Below are 17,076 nucleotides of genomic sequence, written 5' to 3' on the forward strand. Positions count from 1 at the left end.
CGTCAACCGGCCGGGAGCAACGGGAGGAAGTCGCCCTTCCCCTCGAACACACCGTGCAGCGCGAGCAGAACCCCCGCCGAGCCGGTGGCCAGGTCCGCGGAGAAGCGCAGCAGGCCAGCTCCCGGGAAGAACATGCCTTCGTCCCGGTACACCGCGTGCCAGGCCAGCCTGCGGACCGAAGGCAGGGCGTCTTCCGCGGCTTCGGGCCCGTCGAGGAGGCGCTGCACGGCGATCAGCCCGGAGCGGCCCCGGAAAAGCCCCGGCTCCCGTACGAATTCGTAAGCGCAGCCGCGCCGCACGGACGCAACGAAGGAGGCGAGGCGGGCATCGTCGGCGTGAGCCAGGTACTCACGGGCCGCGAGAGCGACGCCGCCACTGCCGCCGTCCAGGTACAGCAGATGGCGGTGGCCGTCCTTCACCTGGACGGTTCCGTCCGGCATGGGCACACAATGTCCGAGTTCCCAGTCGAGGGCGGCCCGCGCCGCCGCGAGACGCCGCTTCTCCCCGGTGATCCGGTACAGCCGGAGATGCAGCAGTGCCGCACCGCTGAGGCCGTGCATCAGCCCTGCTGAGGCGGGCAGTACGAGACCCTCCTGGGAGCCGTCGCGGAGCAGGGCGTCCAGACGGTCGGCGGTGCGCGAGGCCGAGTCCAGCAGTGCCTCGTCTCCGGTACGGACGGCGAAGTGGCACTGGTTCAGTGCCACTCCCGCCCGGCCGCCGAAGAGGCCTGCCCGCATCGGTTCGCCGGCCTCACCGGCCCGGGACAGCAGCTCCAGGGCTTCGTCCCGCAGACCCAGTTCGTCGAGCACCGTCGCCACGCCGTGCAGACCGTCGTAGAGGCCCCGGAGCGAAGCCGGACGAGACCGGCGGGCGGAGGCCACCAGCCATGCGCTGTACTCGGCCGGTACCGGTACGCCCGCTCGGTGCAGCGCGTGCAGGACACCGGCCGCGCCGTGGGCCAGCGTGAACCCGCCTGTGCCGAAGACGGCCGGGTCGCCGGGGAAGAGCCGGTCCTCGCGTTCCGGGGTGGCGCAGGCGTGGATGCCGGCAACGAGCCGGTCCCGGATCGCCTGCCAGTTGGCAGCCGGGTCGGCGAACAGGTCTGCGGGCGCCGCGTCGGGCGTGTCGGGCGTGGAGGAGAGCCGACGGATCACCGGCTTCCTCGGGCCGTCCTCGGGTGAGAGGCGGAAGCGTTCCCGGGCGAACGCCTCCAGCGTTGCGGCCTTGGCGGGATCACGCTGCACCATCTCCACCATCGGCATCAGCATCATCAGCCAGGTCGCCCACAGGGCGTGCTGGTCGGCCTCTGCCCCCTCCGCCCCGGCGGGCGCCACGAACCCCGCGGCACCCACAGGCGGGAGGCCGCGGTCCGTGAGGTCGGCGGCGTACTCGAAGTCCACCAGGACCACCGAGTCGTCCGGGCGCACCATGACGTTGCCGGGGTGCAGGTCGCGGAAGGACAGACCACGTCGGTGCAGTGCGTCCAGTGCTCCGACGAGACCGCCGGTGACAGTGGCCACCCAGCGCACATAAGCGGTGGTCTGCTCTTCGGACGGCTCAAGATGCCTTACCAGCGGGTACCGGCTCACGACGGCTTCGAGCAGTCGCTCGCCCTCGATGTACTCCTCGATCAGGAAGTGGTGTTCCCACACGGTGCGGACTCCGTACACCTGCGGAACGCAGTCGAGGCCCTTGAGCTTTGTGAGCGCCCGGTACTCCCGGTGCAGCCGCTCGACCGCGTCACTGCCGGTGCCGTCCAGCCCGCTGTAGGGCCTCGCCTCCCTGAGTACCACCCGTTCACCGGTATCGCGATGCTCGGCGAGGTAGATGCCGCCCGCGTTGGAGAAGTGGAGGGCCTTGCTGATCACGTAGGGGAAGTCGTCGTCCTTCGCCGCCCGCCGTGCGGACAGGTGGGGTTCCAGCATGGGAGGTACGTCCACCCACTCGGGGATCCGGAACACAGGCCCCCGGTCGTCGGGTACCAGCTCGCCGGAGGGCTTGCGCAGAGCCAGGACCGGCAGGCCGTCGTCGCCCGGGCACCACTGCTCCAGGAAGGCCCCGTACCGCACATGGACAGGGCCCGGGCCGATTCTGAGATCACTCAGGATGTAGGGGCCCGGGTTGCCGTCCAGAGCGGCGGCCAGTTCCGCGACCAACTCGCGGAACCGCTCGTCGTCCTCGGGATAGACAGTGACGAATTTTCCGCTGCTGGAACGCGACATGTTCTTGCCCGTCACGAACAGCAAGGCGCTTGTGCTGCGGAGGAACTTGAACGGCACGCCACGGGCGAGGCAGATCCGCGCGGCGGTGTCGAGTGTCGCCTCGGCCGTCTCCGGCGTGGCGGAGACGTGGATCTTCCAGCCTTGTTCGGCCGGCTGGACCCCGACCGGGATCAGGCTGGTCCACAGCCCGCGCCCGGAGCGCCGCCAGCCCGGAGGGGCCTCGCTGAGAGACAGCGGGTACCGGTCCGCCTCGTCCGCCAGACGGCTCGGTGTCTCGTAGAAATGCCGGTCGGCCACGCAGTAGGCCTGGGTCTCCCGGGGGTCTGGCACGGCTGTTCTCCCATGGGTCTGTCGAGTTCGGACTACGGTGCCGATGACCTGTGCGGCGTCCCGGGTGCGGTGACGTCCGCCGGGGCGGCCCCGGGCTGCTTGCGTACCGACCGGGCTCCGGTCACCACCACGGCGCAGAGCGCGAAGACCGCGCCGAGCAGTCCGAAGGTGGTGCTCGCGCCACAGCCCGACAGCAGGACGCCTCCCACCAGCGGGCCGAGGGGCTGGACCAGCGAAGAGATGAACCCGGCGGCGCTCTGCACCCGGCCGACCATGGCCTGCGGGGTCGCCACCAGCAGCGAAGTGAGGAACCCGATGCTCGCCAGGGATGCCACAGTGATGCACATCGCGCACAACAGACCTATGAGCAGCGTTTTCTGGTTGAGCGTCATGACCACCACCGCCGCCGCGCAGGCCCAGCACGTCCCGCCGATGAGAACCCCGGGACGAATGCCCGGTGGCAGGCGCGGCGCCGCCAGAGCCCCCACCAGCGAACCTGCCGCGGTGAGTGAAACGACCGAGCCGGCGCCGATTCCGGAGCTGCCGCCCCGCGACGCGACGGCCAGCGCCACGAACATGGTGGCGCTGAACGCGGCGTTCATGCCGAGCCCGAAAACGAGCAGGACCGTACGCAGATAGGGCCGGTGCCAGATGAAGGTCACACCGGCGGTGAACTCCTTCTTGCTGAAGGCCGATCCCGCGCTCGGCTCCGGCGCCGAACGGGTGCGCATGAAGGCCAGACAGGTCGTCGACGCAAGCAGCGCGAGGGCCTCGGCCGCGAACGGCATCGCCGGGTGCACGGCGAAGAGGGCTCCGCCGGCCATGGGGCCCACCAGCCGGGCAGCGGCGCCCCTGGCCTGCATCCGCGATGATGCGGTACTCAGCATGTCCTCGGGCACGATGGTCCGGAGCAGGCCCAGTGCCGCCGGCCCGTAAAGACTGTTGATCACTGCGCCGGCGACCGCCACCAGCAGGACCAGGACCAGCGGAGACCGGCCGTTGAGTACGGCGATCGCGAGTGCTCCGGCGGCCGCCAGGCTGCCCACGTCGCACAGCCGCATCAGGCGGCGCCGCTCGACCGAGTCGGCCAGCGCGCCTCCGGGGAGCATGGTCACGAGCAGCGCGCCGACGGACACGGTGCCCACCACGCCCGCCTGGACGGCTGAACCGGTCTGCCGCAGCACCAGGAGGGGAAGGGCGATCGATGACATCTGAGCGCCCAGACCGGCCAGCAGGCCACTGACCCACAACAGGCGGAACTCTCTCATTCCGCCGAGCTTGTTACCGGCAGGCTTGTCACTGCCGGGTGATGAGCGGTTCAAGGCAGCCTTCCGATTGCTCAGGCCCTGAGGGCGGTGAAAGCGGTGTCCGGGACGGTTCCTTCCGGGGAGAGGAACCGTCCCGCACGCGGCAGATGGCCCTACTTCGCCTCGACCACGCTCACGAGGCTCACGCAGCTGCTCTCTGTCTTGGCCGGGTCCTTGCCCTGCAGGTCCAGGACAGAGCTGTGCGCCTCGACCTCGGGCGTGGCCTCGGTCTCGTCGATGACGGGCTCGGTGTTGTCAGACATGGTGATCTCCTGTCCAAAGGCTGGAACAGCCCGACGTGGTTGTCGTCGGGGCTATGCACCAAAAGTTAGGCAGGGCCACTTCGCGACTGGTCAACAGGCGGTTCGATACCGGTATCCGCGCAGTTCAAAGAGCGTTGGCGAAGGCCCGGGCCCAGTGGCGGGACGCGGGCACTTCGGCCCGCCCGACCGTCCTGAGGCCATCCGGTCAGCGGGTATACCGGTCCCGAAGCACTCGCCAACCAGGATCGAACCGCTGCCCCCGAGGCTGCTGAGGACAGCCGCCACGGGCGGCGCACCGACCGTGGCCGGGGAGGGCGCATGGAACTCGCCGAACTCATCGGGCTGCGGCCTGTCCCCTGCGCCGGTCTGCTGCTGACGCTCACCCGGCGCTGCCCGCTGAGCTGCGCGCACTGCTCCACCTCGTCCACGATGGCCGGCGAGGAGCCGGACGCCGGGCAACTGCTCCGGTTCGTCGGCTCGTTCACCCCGAACGACCGTCCCGACGTTGTCATGCTGACGGGCGGTGAGCCGCTGCTGCTGCCCGGTCTGGCGGCCGGCCTTGCCCGCCTGGCCAGGGCGGCCGGTTCCCGTAGCGCGCTCCTCAGCGGGATGTTCTTCGCAAAGGGCGGCCGGATTCCGGCCAGGATCATGCGGGCGATAACGGCCGCCGATCACTTCTCCGCGAGCCTGGACGCCTTCCACGAGAAAGAGGTCCCCCGCGCGGACGTGTTCCGGGCCGTCGGGCAGGTGCTCGACGCCGGGGTGGCTGTCAGCTTCCACCTCGCGGGGTCAGGGCCGGAGGACCCCTATCTCGCCGACGTCACCGCCAACATCCGGCGGGAGTTCGACGACCGCGTGCCCATGCTGGTGAACGAGATCAGACCGCTGGGCCGAGCCGCTGCCTGGGCCACCGCCGCCGTTCCGGCGGCCGGTGGAGGGCGAGTGCTGCCCTGCGCCATGGCCGCCTGGCCGGTGGTGGCCTTCGACGGGACCGTACTGGCCTGCTGCAACCAGCAGGCGGTCGACCGGCGCCCCGCACCCGAACACCTGCGGCTGGGGCACATCGCCGAGGACGGCTGGGCGACCGTACGCCGCCGTTCGCTGGCCTCGCCTGTGCTGCGGATGGTGCGCGCCGTCGGGCCGGGCCACCTGTACAGCCGCTACGGACGTGTGAGTACCGCCCCGGGATACTGCGGCGGCTGCCGGAGTCTGCCTGCCCATCCCGAGGTTATCGCGGGCGCCGTCCGGGACGCATCCGGACCGCTCGGGGAGCTGCTCGACCGCGAGGCGGCCAGGATGCAGACCGAAGCCGGTCCGGTCGAGCTGGTGCGCCGGCACGGCTGCGCGCGATACGCGGAGCTTGTGTCGCTGCCGTTCCCCGTATCCCGGGGGGCTGCGGGGAGCTCGCGATGAGACGTCCGACTGCCTCCGCGGCCCTGCGGGTGAAGCTGGGCCTGGCCGCTCCCACGTTGCGGGCCGCGACGGCCGCGCTGTGGCAGCCGTCCGGTCTCGGCGTGCGCTATCTCGCGTACGTACGGACCATGCACGCCCTGATCCGGGCGTCGGTGCCGCTGATGGAACGGGCGGCCCGGCGCTGCGCGGAACTGCCTGCCGACGACCGGGTCGCGGGCCCGCTCGGCAGGTACTTCGAAGAGCACGCCGAGGAGGAGCGGGGCCACGACGGCTGGCTGCTCAGCGACCTCACCGTGGCAGGGGGTGACCCCGACGCGGTCCTCGGCGGGCTTCCCCCGGTCGGGGTCGCCGAGCTGGCGGGTGCGCAGTACTACTGGATCGAGCACCACCACCCGGTCACCCTGCTCGGCTACATCGCGGTGCTGGAAGGCAACGCCCCGGCGCCCTGGCTGGCGGACCGGCTGGCCGCGGTCACCGGTCTGCCGGAGGCGGCGTTCCGGACCGTGCGCGAGCACGCCGATCTGGACACCGGACACATGGCGGCGCTCGACGAGCTGCTGGACAGTCTCCCGCTGACCACGGGCCAGCAGACAGCGGTGGCCGTCAGCGCCCTGCACACCGCCCGTGGCATTACCCGGCTGTTCCTTCAGCTCGCGAACACCCCATCCGGCGCGGACCCAGGAGGCCTTTCATGACCGACCGCCATGCCACGCTCGGCCGGCTGGAGGCGGCGGGGTTCGCCCTCGACGCGCTCAACGAGGAGCAGCAGGAGGTGCTCCGCCACCTCACCCCGCAGGAACTGGAACTGCTGCTCGACGTCAAGCAGCGACTCGACGAGGTGGGGCCCGAGGTCCAGGCCCACAGCGAGATCGCCGGCGGTGCGCTCTTCTGAGGGCCCGAGGGCCCGCGTCGTCACACCCGATCCGAACCCGCCGGGCCGTCAGGCCGGCCACGCACAGACCAAGGACACCGGTGATGCACTGCTCCTCATGCCGGCGCTCGCTGCCACCCGATGCCCGCTTCTGCCCGTCCTGTGGCTCGCCGTGCGCCCCGGCGGCGCCGGCCGAACCGGTCGAGGGCCGCAAGGTGGTGACCGTCCTGTTCTGCGACCTGGTCGGCTCCACGGCGTTGTCCGGCACTCTCGACCCGGAGACGCTGCGCTCCGTGACGCTTCGTTACTTCGAGCTGATGAGGCAGCAGATATCCGCGCACGGCGGGACAGTGGAGAAGTTCATCGGAGACGCGGTGATGGCCGTGTTCGGCGTGCCGGCCGTGCACGAGGACGACGCCCGTCGCGCTCTGGCCGCGGCCCTGGGGATGCTCGATGCCCTGGAGGGGCTGAACACCGAACTCGACGCGACACTGGGCGTGCGGCTGACGGTCCGGATCGGCGTGACCACCGGTCCGGTGGTGGCCGGCTCCGATGCCTCGGCCCGGCAGACGCTCATCTCGGGCGAAACAGTCAACGTCGCCGCCAGGCTGGAGCAGAACGCCGCGGCCGGCCAGATCCTGATCGGACAGCACACCCTGCTCGCGGCAGGTCCGACGGTCCGCGCGACCGAGGTCGGACCGCTGCTCCTGAAGGGCAAGACCGACGCGGTGACCGCCTACCGGCTGCTCGGGCTCGGCCAGGACGATCCCGGACTGCTGCGTCGCTTCGACGTCGGTTTCGTGGGGCGGGCCGCCGAGCTGGCCATGTTCGACGCGGCGTTGGGACGGGTCGCCGGCGGGCACGGCACGCAGTGCGTCCTGGTCCACGGTGAGGCGGGCCTGGGAAAGACCAGGCTGGTCCGTGAGTGGCTGGACCGTACCGGCGGCCCGGCGGCGCTCCGGGGGGCCGGGCGCTGCCGACCATATGGGGAGCAGGGAAGCCTCCGGCCGCTGGCCGACGCGGTGGCATCGCTCCTGCCGGAGGCAGCGAACGACCCGCACACCCTCTGCGACGCGGCGGGGCTCGCCGACTCCGCTGACCGCGTGAGCATGGCAGAGGCAGTCGCAGTCCTCTCCGACGGGCTGCTGCTCGACGGCACGCCCAACCCCTCGCTGGACGAGACCTGCGCCGCGCTCGTCCGCGTACTGACCGCGCTGTCGAGGCGGCGGCCGGTCGTGCTGGTGATCGACGACTGCCACTGGGCCGGACCGCTGCTGCTCGACGCCCTGGACCGGTTGACCGGGGAACTCGGCCGCGCCGCCGTACTGCTCGTCTGCCTGGCCAGGCCCGAGCTCCTCGACACCCGCCCCGCTTGGGCGAGCGGCTCGTATGCGGTCCGGCCCATGCCGCTGTCCGGTCTGTCGCACGAGGATCTTGCGGTGCTGGCAGCGGAGCTGGTGGAGGTGGGTGCCCACTGGGACGCCGTGGGGACACGGCTGCTGGAGCGGGCGGAGGGCAATCCGCTGCACCTGGAGCAACTGCTGGCGATGGTGTCCGAGACGGGCACGCAGGATGCGCTGCCGCCCACGGTGCAGTCCCTGCTGGGAGCGAGGATCGACGCGCTCGACCCGGACGAGCGCATGGTCCTCGACCTTGCCTCCGTGATCGGCCGGGAGTTCGGCGCCGATGAGCTTGCCGAACTGGCCGGCGGCGGAATCGCCGGCGACGACCTGGTCCGCGCCGCGTTGCCGCGGCTCAGCGGTCGCCGGCTGGTGGAGCCGGCCGACAGGTCAGGCCCCGGGCACATCTCCTTCCGCTTCACCAACGGGCTGGTCCAGGAAGTCGCGTACCAGTCCATGTCGAAGCGGGCACGAGCCGAACGGCACGAACGGGCCGCTGAGCTGCCTTCCGTACAGGCCGGTGGAGAGGGGGCGGTCGGCGGTCACCTGGAGCAGGCGCACCGCTGCCGTGCGGAACTCGGTCTGCTGGACGAGCGAACCGAGGGGCTGCGCCGACGCGCCGCCAGGGCTCTTTCCGGGGCGGGCGCGCAGGCCCTCGCGCGGTCCGACCTCCCCTGGGCCGGTGACCTGCTCACCCGGGCACTGACGCTGTACGGGCCGGACGAGCCGAGCCGTACGCCGGCTGCCCGGCGACTCGGCGAAGTCCAGCTGGCCCTGGGGCACCCGGACGAGGCCCGCTCGCTGCTCGGGGACGTGCTGGCCGCTCCTGCGAATCCGGTTGAGGCAGCTCATGCCCGGCTGGCGTTGGCGGCGGTGGATCCCCAGGCCCGTGCCGGTTCGCCGGCCGAGACCGCCCGGGCCGCGCTGCCGGTGTTCGAGGCCGCACATGATGAACTCGGGCAGGCACGGGCGTGTCTGCGCATGGCGCAGCAACGCCAGTCGCAGGGCCGGCACGGCGAGGCGGACCGCTTGCTCACCCGCGCTATCGCCCATGCGGTGCACGCGGACGGCGAGCCCGAACGGGCCGCCGCCCTGGGGGCTGTGGGCATCTCCCTGTGGCGGGGCCCGGAACCGGTTGCGGAGGCGGTGGCCCGGTGCCGCGGTCTGCTCGCCGAGCACGGCCGGGAACGGCGGACCGTCAGGATGACGCTGAACTGCCCGCTGGCCGTCCTCCTTGCCCTCCAGGACAGGCAGGACGCGGCCCGGGACTGCCTGGTGGAGGCCGGACAGCTGGCCGATGAACTCGGCTATGCGGAGGCCCAGGTCTTCATCCCGGTGTTCACCGCCATGGTGGAGACACTGGCAGGCAACCAGCAGCAGGCGATCGGGCTGCTGGAAGCCGCCGCGGATGCCGCCCGGCGAACGGGCGCCGTGACGCTGTCGCGCACTGTGACCGTCGAGTCCGCCCGGCTCCTTCTCGACACCGGGCAGCAGGACGCCGCGCTGGACATGCTCGGCCCCCCAACGGCGGGGTCCGGTGAGCCACTCACCGACGCGGTCGACCTGGACGGCTTGCACAGCCGAATCGCCGCTGCCCAGGGACGCCCCGACCAGGCTGTGCTGCTGGCCACGCGCGCGGTCGACGCGGCGGCACTGACCGACTCCCCGGTCGTCCAGGCACTCGCCGCACTCGACCAGGCGCACACCTACCGGCTGTTGGGCCGGCGCAGGGAAGCGGCGGCGGCAGCGGCCACGGCAGCGGCACGGTTCTCGGCCAAGGGCCACCGGCCGGGGATGCGCTGGGCCACCGCGCTCAGCAAATCCGCCGGGCCGGGCAGAGAGGAATGGACGCGATGACGACCGCCGGAACCGAGCAGGGCCACGGGCTCACCTGGAGTCTGCGAGGCAGACGCCCCGAAGACCTTCCGGTGGCGGCGGACAGCGAGTCCGCGCCGCCCACCCGGTCCGCCGACGGTGGCACCGGACGCGGGGTGCGAGTCTGCGTGGTCGACTCCGGCGTCGAACGGGACCACCCTCTGGTGGGCCGGGTGGACGGCTCGTGGGTCGTGGTCAAGGACGACACCGGCATCCGGGTCCAGGAGACGGACACCGGTGACACCTGCGGCCATGGCACCGCCTGCGCCGGAATCATCCGCCGGACCGCGCCGGACTGCGAGCTCTACAGCGTGCGGGTACTCGGCGAGCGCTTCTCCGGCACCGGCGAGGTGCTGCTCGCCGGGCTGCGGTGGGCCGTACAGCAGGGATTCGACGTGGTGAACCTCAGCCTGTCCACCACCCGGACGCGTTTCGCCGAGGAGCTCCACGCCCTCGCGGACGAGGCCTACTTCGCTCGTACGGTGATCGTCGCCTCCGCCCACAACACTCCCGTGGAGAGCTTCCCCTGGCGGTTCGCCTCCGTCATCTCGGTCGGCAGCCACCAGGAGGACGACCCCGGGCTGTATCTGTACAACCCCGAACCCCCGGTGGAGTTCTTCGCACCGGGGCAGAACGTGCAGGTCGCCTGGCTGGGCGGCGCGACCATCCGGACCACGGGCAACAGCTTCGCCACTCCCTTCGTCACCGGGCTGTGCGCCCGAATCCTGTCCAGACACCCCCGGATGACGCCCTTTCAGCTCAAGAGCGCGCTCTACCTCTCAGCGGCCAATGTCCATGTCGTGCCCGGCGCCACCCCGTAGCAGAGGAGTCACATGCCCCGCAGAACCGAATCCGCTGACCCTGCCTCCGGCCCTGCCTCCCCTGGCCCGGCCGACGATCCGCTGGCTCTGGACCTCCTCAGGTCCGTCGTCGAAGTCGCCCGCGCCATCTTCGGCGCCCAGGCCGGCTCGGTCCTGCTGCTCGACGAAGCGACCGACGAGCTGGTCTTCCAGGCCGTCTCCGGGCAGGGCGAGGGATTCCTGGTGGGGCGGCGTATGCCGGCCGGCACCGGCATCGCGGGCTGGGTGGCCACCTCGGGGGAGCCCATGGTGGTCGACGATCTCTCGAAGAACCGCTCCTTCGACCGCTCGGTGGCGGAGTCCACCGAGTACGTTCCCGACTCGCTGATGGCCGCCCCCCTGATCCACGGCGACCGCGTACTCGGCGTGCTCGAAGTCCTCGACCCCGCTCCCCAGGCCCGCTCCAGCCTCCCCGAACTCGAACTGCTCGCTCTCTTCGCGCGGCAGGCCGCGATCGCCCTGCGCATCATCGCGGACCGGCGCACGGATCAGGGCGGCGCTCCCAGCGGCCTCGCCGCGGACCGGCGCGCCGCGGCGGTCCGCCTGGTGGAGGAACTGGAGAGGCTGCTGGCCGACACCACCGGCCGGTGAGCGGCACGCCGGTTTCGTCACACAACCCCGAGGAGAATCCCCGTGCTTGAGGCTCTCGCCGAGGCGCTCGCGGACAAGCAGTACTACGCCCCTCTCGCCACGATCGCCGACCCCGGACCGCGATTCGCTCCCGGGCGGGCGCCGTCCGGCTGGCGTGGAACAGAGCAGGACATCTGGACGGTCTGGAGCAGCCCGCAGGTCCAACGTGCCGACCAGGGCTGGAAGATTCATGTCTCGGCACGACTGGAACGGGCACAGCACGTCCTCGACGTGGTGGCGGACATATGTTTCACCGAGAACGTGACGTTCAAGCATGTCGCCGCCCGGGTCTTCTTCGTTTTCCTCCATCACAAACATGCCGATCGGGCGCAGGCGGGAAAGTTCTGCGCCATCTATCCGCCGGACACCGAGACCGCGCGACGGCTCCTCGACCTCCTCTCGGACGCGCTGCAAGGGGAGGAGGGGGCCTATGTTCTCTCCGACCGCCGCTACCGGGACTCACGGACCGTCCACTACCGATACGGCGCGTTCAAACGCCGAAGCCGGCTGCTGCCCGACGGCACCAGGGAAGAACTCGTCCGCGACGGCGCTGGTCGCGATGTCGCGGACATCCGCCGGCCTGCCTTCTTCCTTCCCGACGGCGTCACCGACCCTTTCGTCGCCGAGGAACCGGTGGATCACGAGGGTCCGATCCTCATCCGTGACTACGAGATCATCAGAGTGCTGCAGCCGAGCAACGCCGGCGGGGCGTACCAGGCACGGGACACCCGTACCGGACGTGTCGTCTTCATCAAGGAGGCCCGCGCCCACAACGGCCTCACCTGGGACGGCACCAGTGCGCAGGAGCAGTTGCGCCATGAGCACAAGGTGCTCAGCATCGTGCACAAAGCGGCGCCTGGAGTGTGCCCGGAGCCGCTGGACCACTTCACGGAGTGGGAGCACGACTTCCTCGTCATGGAGCATGTCGCGGGAGATCCGCTCCGGAGCTGGGTCGGTCGTACGTCCCCCATCGTCAAGGCCGCCCGGCCGGCCGAGGACTTCGCCGCGTACTTCGCCGGCTGCCGGCGCATTCTCGGATCTCTGGACGAGTCCCTCGATCGGCTGCACGCCCTGGGGTACCGGTTCGGGGACGTCAGCCCCGGGAATGTCATCGTCACGCCCACCGGTGAGGCCAGGTTCGTCGACTTCGAGGCCGTGTCGGCGGTGAGCGGGCCTCCTGCCGCCATGGGCACCCCTGGATTCGTGCCGCCTCCCGCGTTGACCGCCGACGGATCCGATCCTCTCCTGCCGGACCGGTTCGGCATGGCCGCGCTCGCTCTCGCGCTGTTCGCGCCCCTGCACAGTGTCGTCGCGCGCGTGCCGTCCAACCTCGCGCTTCTGCGGCGCGATCTGACGGCCATGGCGCCGCTGCCGGAGGATCTGTGGGCGCGGGCGACAGCCTTCCATCAGTCGAATGCGGACGATTCCACCGGCCTGCCGGCCCCCGCCGAAGTCGATGCCGATCCCTTGGGCTGCCTTGAGCGACTCGCCGGGCAAGTGGCGGCCGGACTGCTCGACATGGCCGACGCCGGCAGACAGGACTGGGTCTTCCCGCCGCCGCCCGCGGCGTTCCGGACCAACACCGTATGCGTGGCCTACGGAACCGCCGGAGTCGTGCACGCCCTGCACCGCGCCGGCCTGGGGATTCCGGACGACATCGAGAAGCGGCTGCGCCGCGACGCTCTGGCCCGCCGTGACGAACTGCCACCCGGACTGAACGTGGGGTCGGCGGGCGTCGCCCGGGTCCTGGCCGCACTCGGCCACCTGGACGAGGCGATCGACCTGGCGCAGGCCGCCGACAGCCATCCCATCACCGCGTCGTGCACCACCCTGGCCGGCGGCCGGGCCGGGGTCGGCCTGACCTGGCTCGCCCTGCACCAGCAGACGCGGGACGCCCACCACCTGGAGCGGGCTGCCGCGGCGGGGGACGCGATCCTTCGAACCGCCGATCTGGTCCCGACCCTCGGCCGGCACGATGCCCGCGGACTGTTCCACGGCCGCTCAGGGCCGGCTCTCTTCCTCTACTACCTGACCCGCGACACCGGCGACGAACGCTACCTCGAAGCCGGACGCCGACTGCTCCACGAGGAACTGGACCGCGGGAGCGCCCTGGCCGACGGCACCCTCTCCTTCTCCGACAACGCCGTGGTCAGACGTGTGATGCCCTACCTGGCCGTGGGTTCGGCCGGAGTGGGGACGGCCCTCGCCCGCTATGTCTCGACCGCACCGGACGAACGCTGTGCCCGGGCACTGCCCCGGGTGGTCGCGAACACCCGCAATACCTGCGCCATGGAGCCGGGCCTGTACACGGGACTCGCCGGACTGGCCTACTTCCTCGCGGACCACGCCGAGTTGACCGGCGGCGAGACCCACCGCCGGGACGCGGTTCGGGTCGCCACCGGGCTGCTGAAGTACGCCGTCCCCCACAGCCGTGGCGTCCGCTACCTCGGCGAGGGTTCGCTCCGCTTCAGCGCCGATCTGTCCAGTGGCGCCGCCGGCGTACTGCTGGCACTGCAACGCGTCCTGCACGGTCCGGGTGACGAGTTGTTCACCCTGGATCGCGCCGCGCAGCCCTCACGATCAGAGGAGAGTTCCGGATGACCTGGAACGAGCAGCGCGGAAGGCCGCTGACCGGGCGGGAGCAGCAGGTGCTGGACTTGGTGGCCCAGGGAATGGCGAATCGGCGTATCGCACGCACCTTGGGTATCTCCGAGAGCACGGTCAAAAATCATCTGCGTGCGGTGTTCGCCAAGTTGGGCGTGACCGACCGAACTCAGGCTGCGGTTCTGGCGGTTCGGACAGGGCTGGCTCCCCGACACCGACATTGTATGTGCGCACAAGGGCGAGTTCATATGGGCCAATGGTGCCATGGCAGGAGTTTTCCTCGCCGGTCACCATGATGTCATCACGTAATTCACCGGCACAATTGAAAGCGCAGGCGATCACACATGAATCAGATTCTCGCCCTCCAGAATCTCGACGTCGAACCGGAATCCGGCTATCTCTGCTTCAGCAGCCTCGGTTGGAGCACCCACAGCGAGACCCTTTAACCGGTATCAAACCGTTCGCCAACCGTTCTTTGAATGCCGCCCCGTTGGCTTGGCGCATCGCCCGACAGCAATCACTGTCGGGCGATCCCGACGTAGGAGAGGACGGGAGAAACCATGCCGATCGGTGAGGAGGCGGTCCCCACCGGGGGATTCGCCCTTCAGGGGCTGGTGCGGCTGGTGCTGTCCGATCGGGGCGCGAGCGGCTGGGAGCTGACCGAGGACGACCTCTGGTGCCGGGTGAGCCCGCCTGATCGTGCGTCCCGCGTCCAGGGCTGGAAGCTGCATGTCTCGGCCACCCCGCTGTCCGCCCCCGCGACACTGCACAGGTCGGCGCAGGTGCTGGTACGGCACGGGTGCGCGTTCAAGTTCGCGGCCCGTACGGAGTACGTGGAGACCCTGACTTCCAGCCGCTGCGACCGGGCACAGTGCGGCAAGTTCATCACCGCCTATCCACGGGACGACGAGCACTTTTCGGAGCTGGCGCAGGCGCTGGACGCGGCGACGGCCGGGCTGCCCGGTCCGGCGATCCTGTCGGACCGGCCGTACCGCAGGGGGAGCGTGGTCCACTACCGCTACGGCGCGTTCCGCGGGGTGCCGTACCGGAACAACGAGGGTGTGGAGGAGACGCGGCTGCGCGCGCCGGACGGCACCGTCGTCAAGGACGAGCGCAAGCCGTGGTTCTGCCCGCCGCCGTGGGCGGGGCTGCCGCCCGTCGGCTGTCCGGAGCCGGGTGACGGGCCGCCCGCACAGCCGCAGCAGGTGCTCCTGGGCGACAGGTACACGGTCCGCGCCGCGATCCGGCACTCGGCACGTGGCGGTGTGTACCGCGCGGTCGACCGTAAGACGGGCCGGGATGTCGTCATCAAGCAGGCGCGCCCGCATGTCGGTGCGGGATTCACCGGACGGGACGCGCGGGACGGGCTGCGCGGTGAGGCGGCGGCACTGGCCGCGCTCCATGGTCTGAGCGCCGACATGGTCGAGTTGTTCGAGCAGGACGATCATGTCTTCCTGGTCGAGGCGGAGATCCCCGGTGTCACGCTGGCCCGCTGGGTGCGGGAGGAATTCCGCGCGCTGGACGCCGGTGATCTCGGTCTGCCGACGGCCCGGGCCGTCGCTCTGGCGGCCCGGCTGGCCGCTCTGCTGGGCGAGGTCCACGGCAGGGGGCTGGTGTACCGGGATCTCAGCCCGGCGAATGTCATCGTGACCCACGGGGACCGGTTGAGGCTGATCGACCCGGAGTGCGTCGCGGAGCCCGACCAATGGGGCCATCGTGTCTACACGCCGGGTTATGGCGCGCCGGAGTACGCGTCCGGGCCCAAATACGGACCGGCGCCGGAGCAGACAGCCGACTTGTTCTCCCTCGGGGCCATGCTGTTCCACCTCGCGACCGGTGTCGACCCCGCCTTCGCGTCCGCCCCCGCGGACCCCCGGCCGCCGGTCGAACGGCTGGACAACGTGCTCGGCCCGGTCGGCCTGCGGAACCGCACCGCACGGTTGCTGGCACCGGCGATACGCGGCCTGTGCGCGCACGATCCCGCGCGGCGCTGGTCGTTGGGCCGGCTCACGGCGTTCCTCGCCGATCCGGCGCCCCCGTCGGCGTCCGCCACTGTCGCCCGTACCTCGTCGGCGGTACGTGACCGGGCACGGCCGGACCAGCTGATCGAGGGCGGCCTCGCCCATGTTCTCGCCACCATGGGGGCGCGCGACGCCGACCGCCTGTGGCCCAACGGGCAGTCGGGTACGGGCACGGACCCTTGCAACGTCCAGCACGGTGCGGCAGGCATTCTCGGTGTGCTCACGCGTGCCGACGAGGTGCTCGGCCGCGACGACCTGCGCGCAGCGGTCGCTCGGGTGGCGTCCTGGATCGACGCACGCCGAGCCGCCGAGCCCAAGGCGCTGCCCGGCCTCTACTTCGGCGGAGCCGGAACCGCGTGGACGCTCCACGACGCCGCCCGGCATCTGGGCGATGACGAACTCGGGGAGCACGCCGCGCAGCTCGCGCTGGCATTGCCGGTGCGCTGGCCCAACCCCGACGTGTTCCATGGCACCGCCGGCGCCGGCCTGACCCAGCTGCGCTTCTGGCAGCTGACCGGGCGGCCCGAGTTCCTCGACAGGGCCGTCGACTGCGCCGACAGTGTGGTCGCCTGTGCCGAGCACGCCGACGACGGCGTGTTCTGGCGGATACCGCCCGACTTCGATTCCGTGCTGGCCGGGATTACGCATCTGGGCTTCGCCCATGGGGTCGCCGGGATCGGCTCGTTCCTGGTGAGCGCCGCCACGGCGACGGGCCGGGGGGACTATCTCGATCTGGCCCGCGCCGCCGGTCGGACCCTCGTCGACGCGGCCGAACGCGGCCCCTGGGGAGCGCGCTGGCGCACCGACCGTACGGGCAGAGGCGGCGAGGGCATGCTTCACCACCTGTGCAGCGGGGCGTCGGGGGTCGGCACCTTCCTGGTGCGCCTCTGGCGGGCCACCGGTGACCCGGTGGCCCGGGAACTGGCCGAGGAGGCGGCCACCGCGGTCCACCGGTCCCGCTGGACCGCCGGATCCTCGGTCTGCCACGGACTGGCCGGCGACGGCGAGTTCCTTCTCGACATGGCGCAGGCGCTCGGCGGGCCGTACCACGGCTGGGCCGAGGAACTGGCCGAGTGCTTGTACGCCAAGCACACCGTACGCGACGGGCAGATGGTCGTACCGGACGAGTCGGGCACGCGTGTCTGCGCCGACTTCGGCGTCGGCCTCACCGGCGTGATCGGTTTTCTGCTCCGCCTACGGTACGGCGGGCCCCGAATGCTCATGCCGGACCGAACGGAAGCCGGGACATGAGAACCAACCCCAACCATCAGGAGGCAGCA

The 17,076-nt window shown here is 71.1% G+C and carries 12 protein-coding genes; 9 read left to right on the forward strand and 3 right to left on the reverse strand.

The genetic code is table 11. The features are described 5' to 3' along the window. Window positions 1-2: 2 nt before the first annotated feature. The 3 genes from lanKC (OG607_RS14445) to OG607_RS14455 all read right to left on the reverse strand — a co-directional run bounded on the left by lanKC (OG607_RS14445) (window position 3) and on the right by OG607_RS14455 (window position 4,122). Complete coding sequence (lanKC, locus tag OG607_RS14445; RefSeq protein ID WP_405723248.1) at window positions 3-2,552, reverse strand: class III lanthionine synthetase LanKC; 2,550 nt, start codon at window positions 2,550-2,552, stop codon at window positions 3-5. A 32-nt stretch (window positions 2,553-2,584) separates the two neighbouring features. Beyond that, window positions 2,585-3,820 carry an MFS transporter gene (locus OG607_RS14450; protein ID WP_405723250.1) on the reverse strand — a complete coding sequence of 412 codons (1,236 nt, stop codon included), beginning with the start codon at window positions 3,818-3,820 and terminating at the stop codon, window positions 2,585-2,587. A gap of 152 nt (window positions 3,821-3,972) precedes the next feature. After that, window positions 3,973-4,122, reverse strand: coding sequence for a hypothetical protein (locus OG607_RS14455; protein ID WP_405723252.1), 150 nt, complete (start codon window positions 4,120-4,122; stop codon window positions 3,973-3,975). A gap of 318 nt (window positions 4,123-4,440) precedes the next feature. On the opposite strand from OG607_RS14455, the gene OG607_RS14460 reads away from it, so the two are divergent. From OG607_RS14460 to lanL, 9 genes are all read left to right on the forward strand, one after another. After that, a complete protein-coding gene (locus OG607_RS14460) occupies window positions 4,441-5,535 on the forward strand; it encodes a radical SAM protein (RefSeq protein WP_405723254.1) in 1,095 nt (364 codons plus the stop codon). Continuing rightward, window positions 5,532-6,230: an iron-containing redox enzyme family protein gene (locus OG607_RS14465; RefSeq protein WP_405723256.1), complete on the forward strand. Its 699-nt coding sequence runs from the start codon at window positions 5,532-5,534 to the stop codon at window positions 6,228-6,230. Before OG607_RS14460 ends, OG607_RS14465 begins: the two co-directional genes overlap by 4 nt. Further along, window positions 6,227-6,427 carry an aroma-sacti cluster domain-containing protein gene (locus OG607_RS14470; RefSeq protein ID WP_405723258.1) on the forward strand — a complete coding sequence of 67 codons (201 nt, stop codon included), beginning with the start codon at window positions 6,227-6,229 and terminating at the stop codon, window positions 6,425-6,427. The genes OG607_RS14465 and OG607_RS14470 overlap by 4 nt, the downstream gene beginning before the upstream one ends. Window positions 6,428-6,510: 83 nt before the next feature. Then, complete coding sequence (locus OG607_RS14475; protein WP_405723259.1) at window positions 6,511-9,663, forward strand: adenylate/guanylate cyclase domain-containing protein; 3,153 nt, start codon at window positions 6,511-6,513, stop codon at window positions 9,661-9,663. After that, window positions 9,660-10,502, forward strand: a complete 843-nt coding sequence (locus OG607_RS14480; protein ID WP_405723261.1) for a S8 family peptidase — start codon at window positions 9,660-9,662, stop codon at window positions 10,500-10,502. The genes OG607_RS14475 and OG607_RS14480 overlap by 4 nt, the downstream gene beginning before the upstream one ends. A gap of 12 nt (window positions 10,503-10,514) precedes the next feature. Further along, window positions 10,515-11,132 (forward strand): GAF domain-containing protein, encoded by a 618-nt coding sequence (locus OG607_RS14485; protein ID WP_405723263.1) that lies wholly within the window; start codon window positions 10,515-10,517, stop codon window positions 11,130-11,132. Window positions 11,133-11,174: 42 nt separating this feature from the next. Then, entirely contained in the window at window positions 11,175-13,772 is a 2,598-nt protein-coding gene (lanKC, locus tag OG607_RS14490; protein ID WP_405723265.1) for a class III lanthionine synthetase LanKC, read from the forward strand. Further along, window positions 13,769-14,071 carry a response regulator transcription factor gene (locus tag OG607_RS14495; protein WP_405723267.1) on the forward strand — a complete coding sequence of 101 codons (303 nt, stop codon included), beginning with the start codon at window positions 13,769-13,771 and terminating at the stop codon, window positions 14,069-14,071. The genes lanKC (OG607_RS14490) and OG607_RS14495 overlap by 4 nt, the downstream gene beginning before the upstream one ends. 264 nt (window positions 14,072-14,335) lie before the next feature. Then, window positions 14,336-17,047 (forward strand): class IV lanthionine synthetase LanL, encoded by a 2,712-nt coding sequence (gene lanL, locus OG607_RS14500; RefSeq protein WP_405723268.1) that lies wholly within the window; start codon window positions 14,336-14,338, stop codon window positions 17,045-17,047. Window positions 17,048-17,076 lie beyond the last annotated feature (29 nt).

Source organism: Streptomyces sp. NBC_01537 (assembly GCF_045040445.1).
In the GTDB taxonomy this organism is placed as follows: domain Bacteria; phylum Actinomycetota; class Actinomycetes; order Streptomycetales; family Streptomycetaceae; genus Actinacidiphila.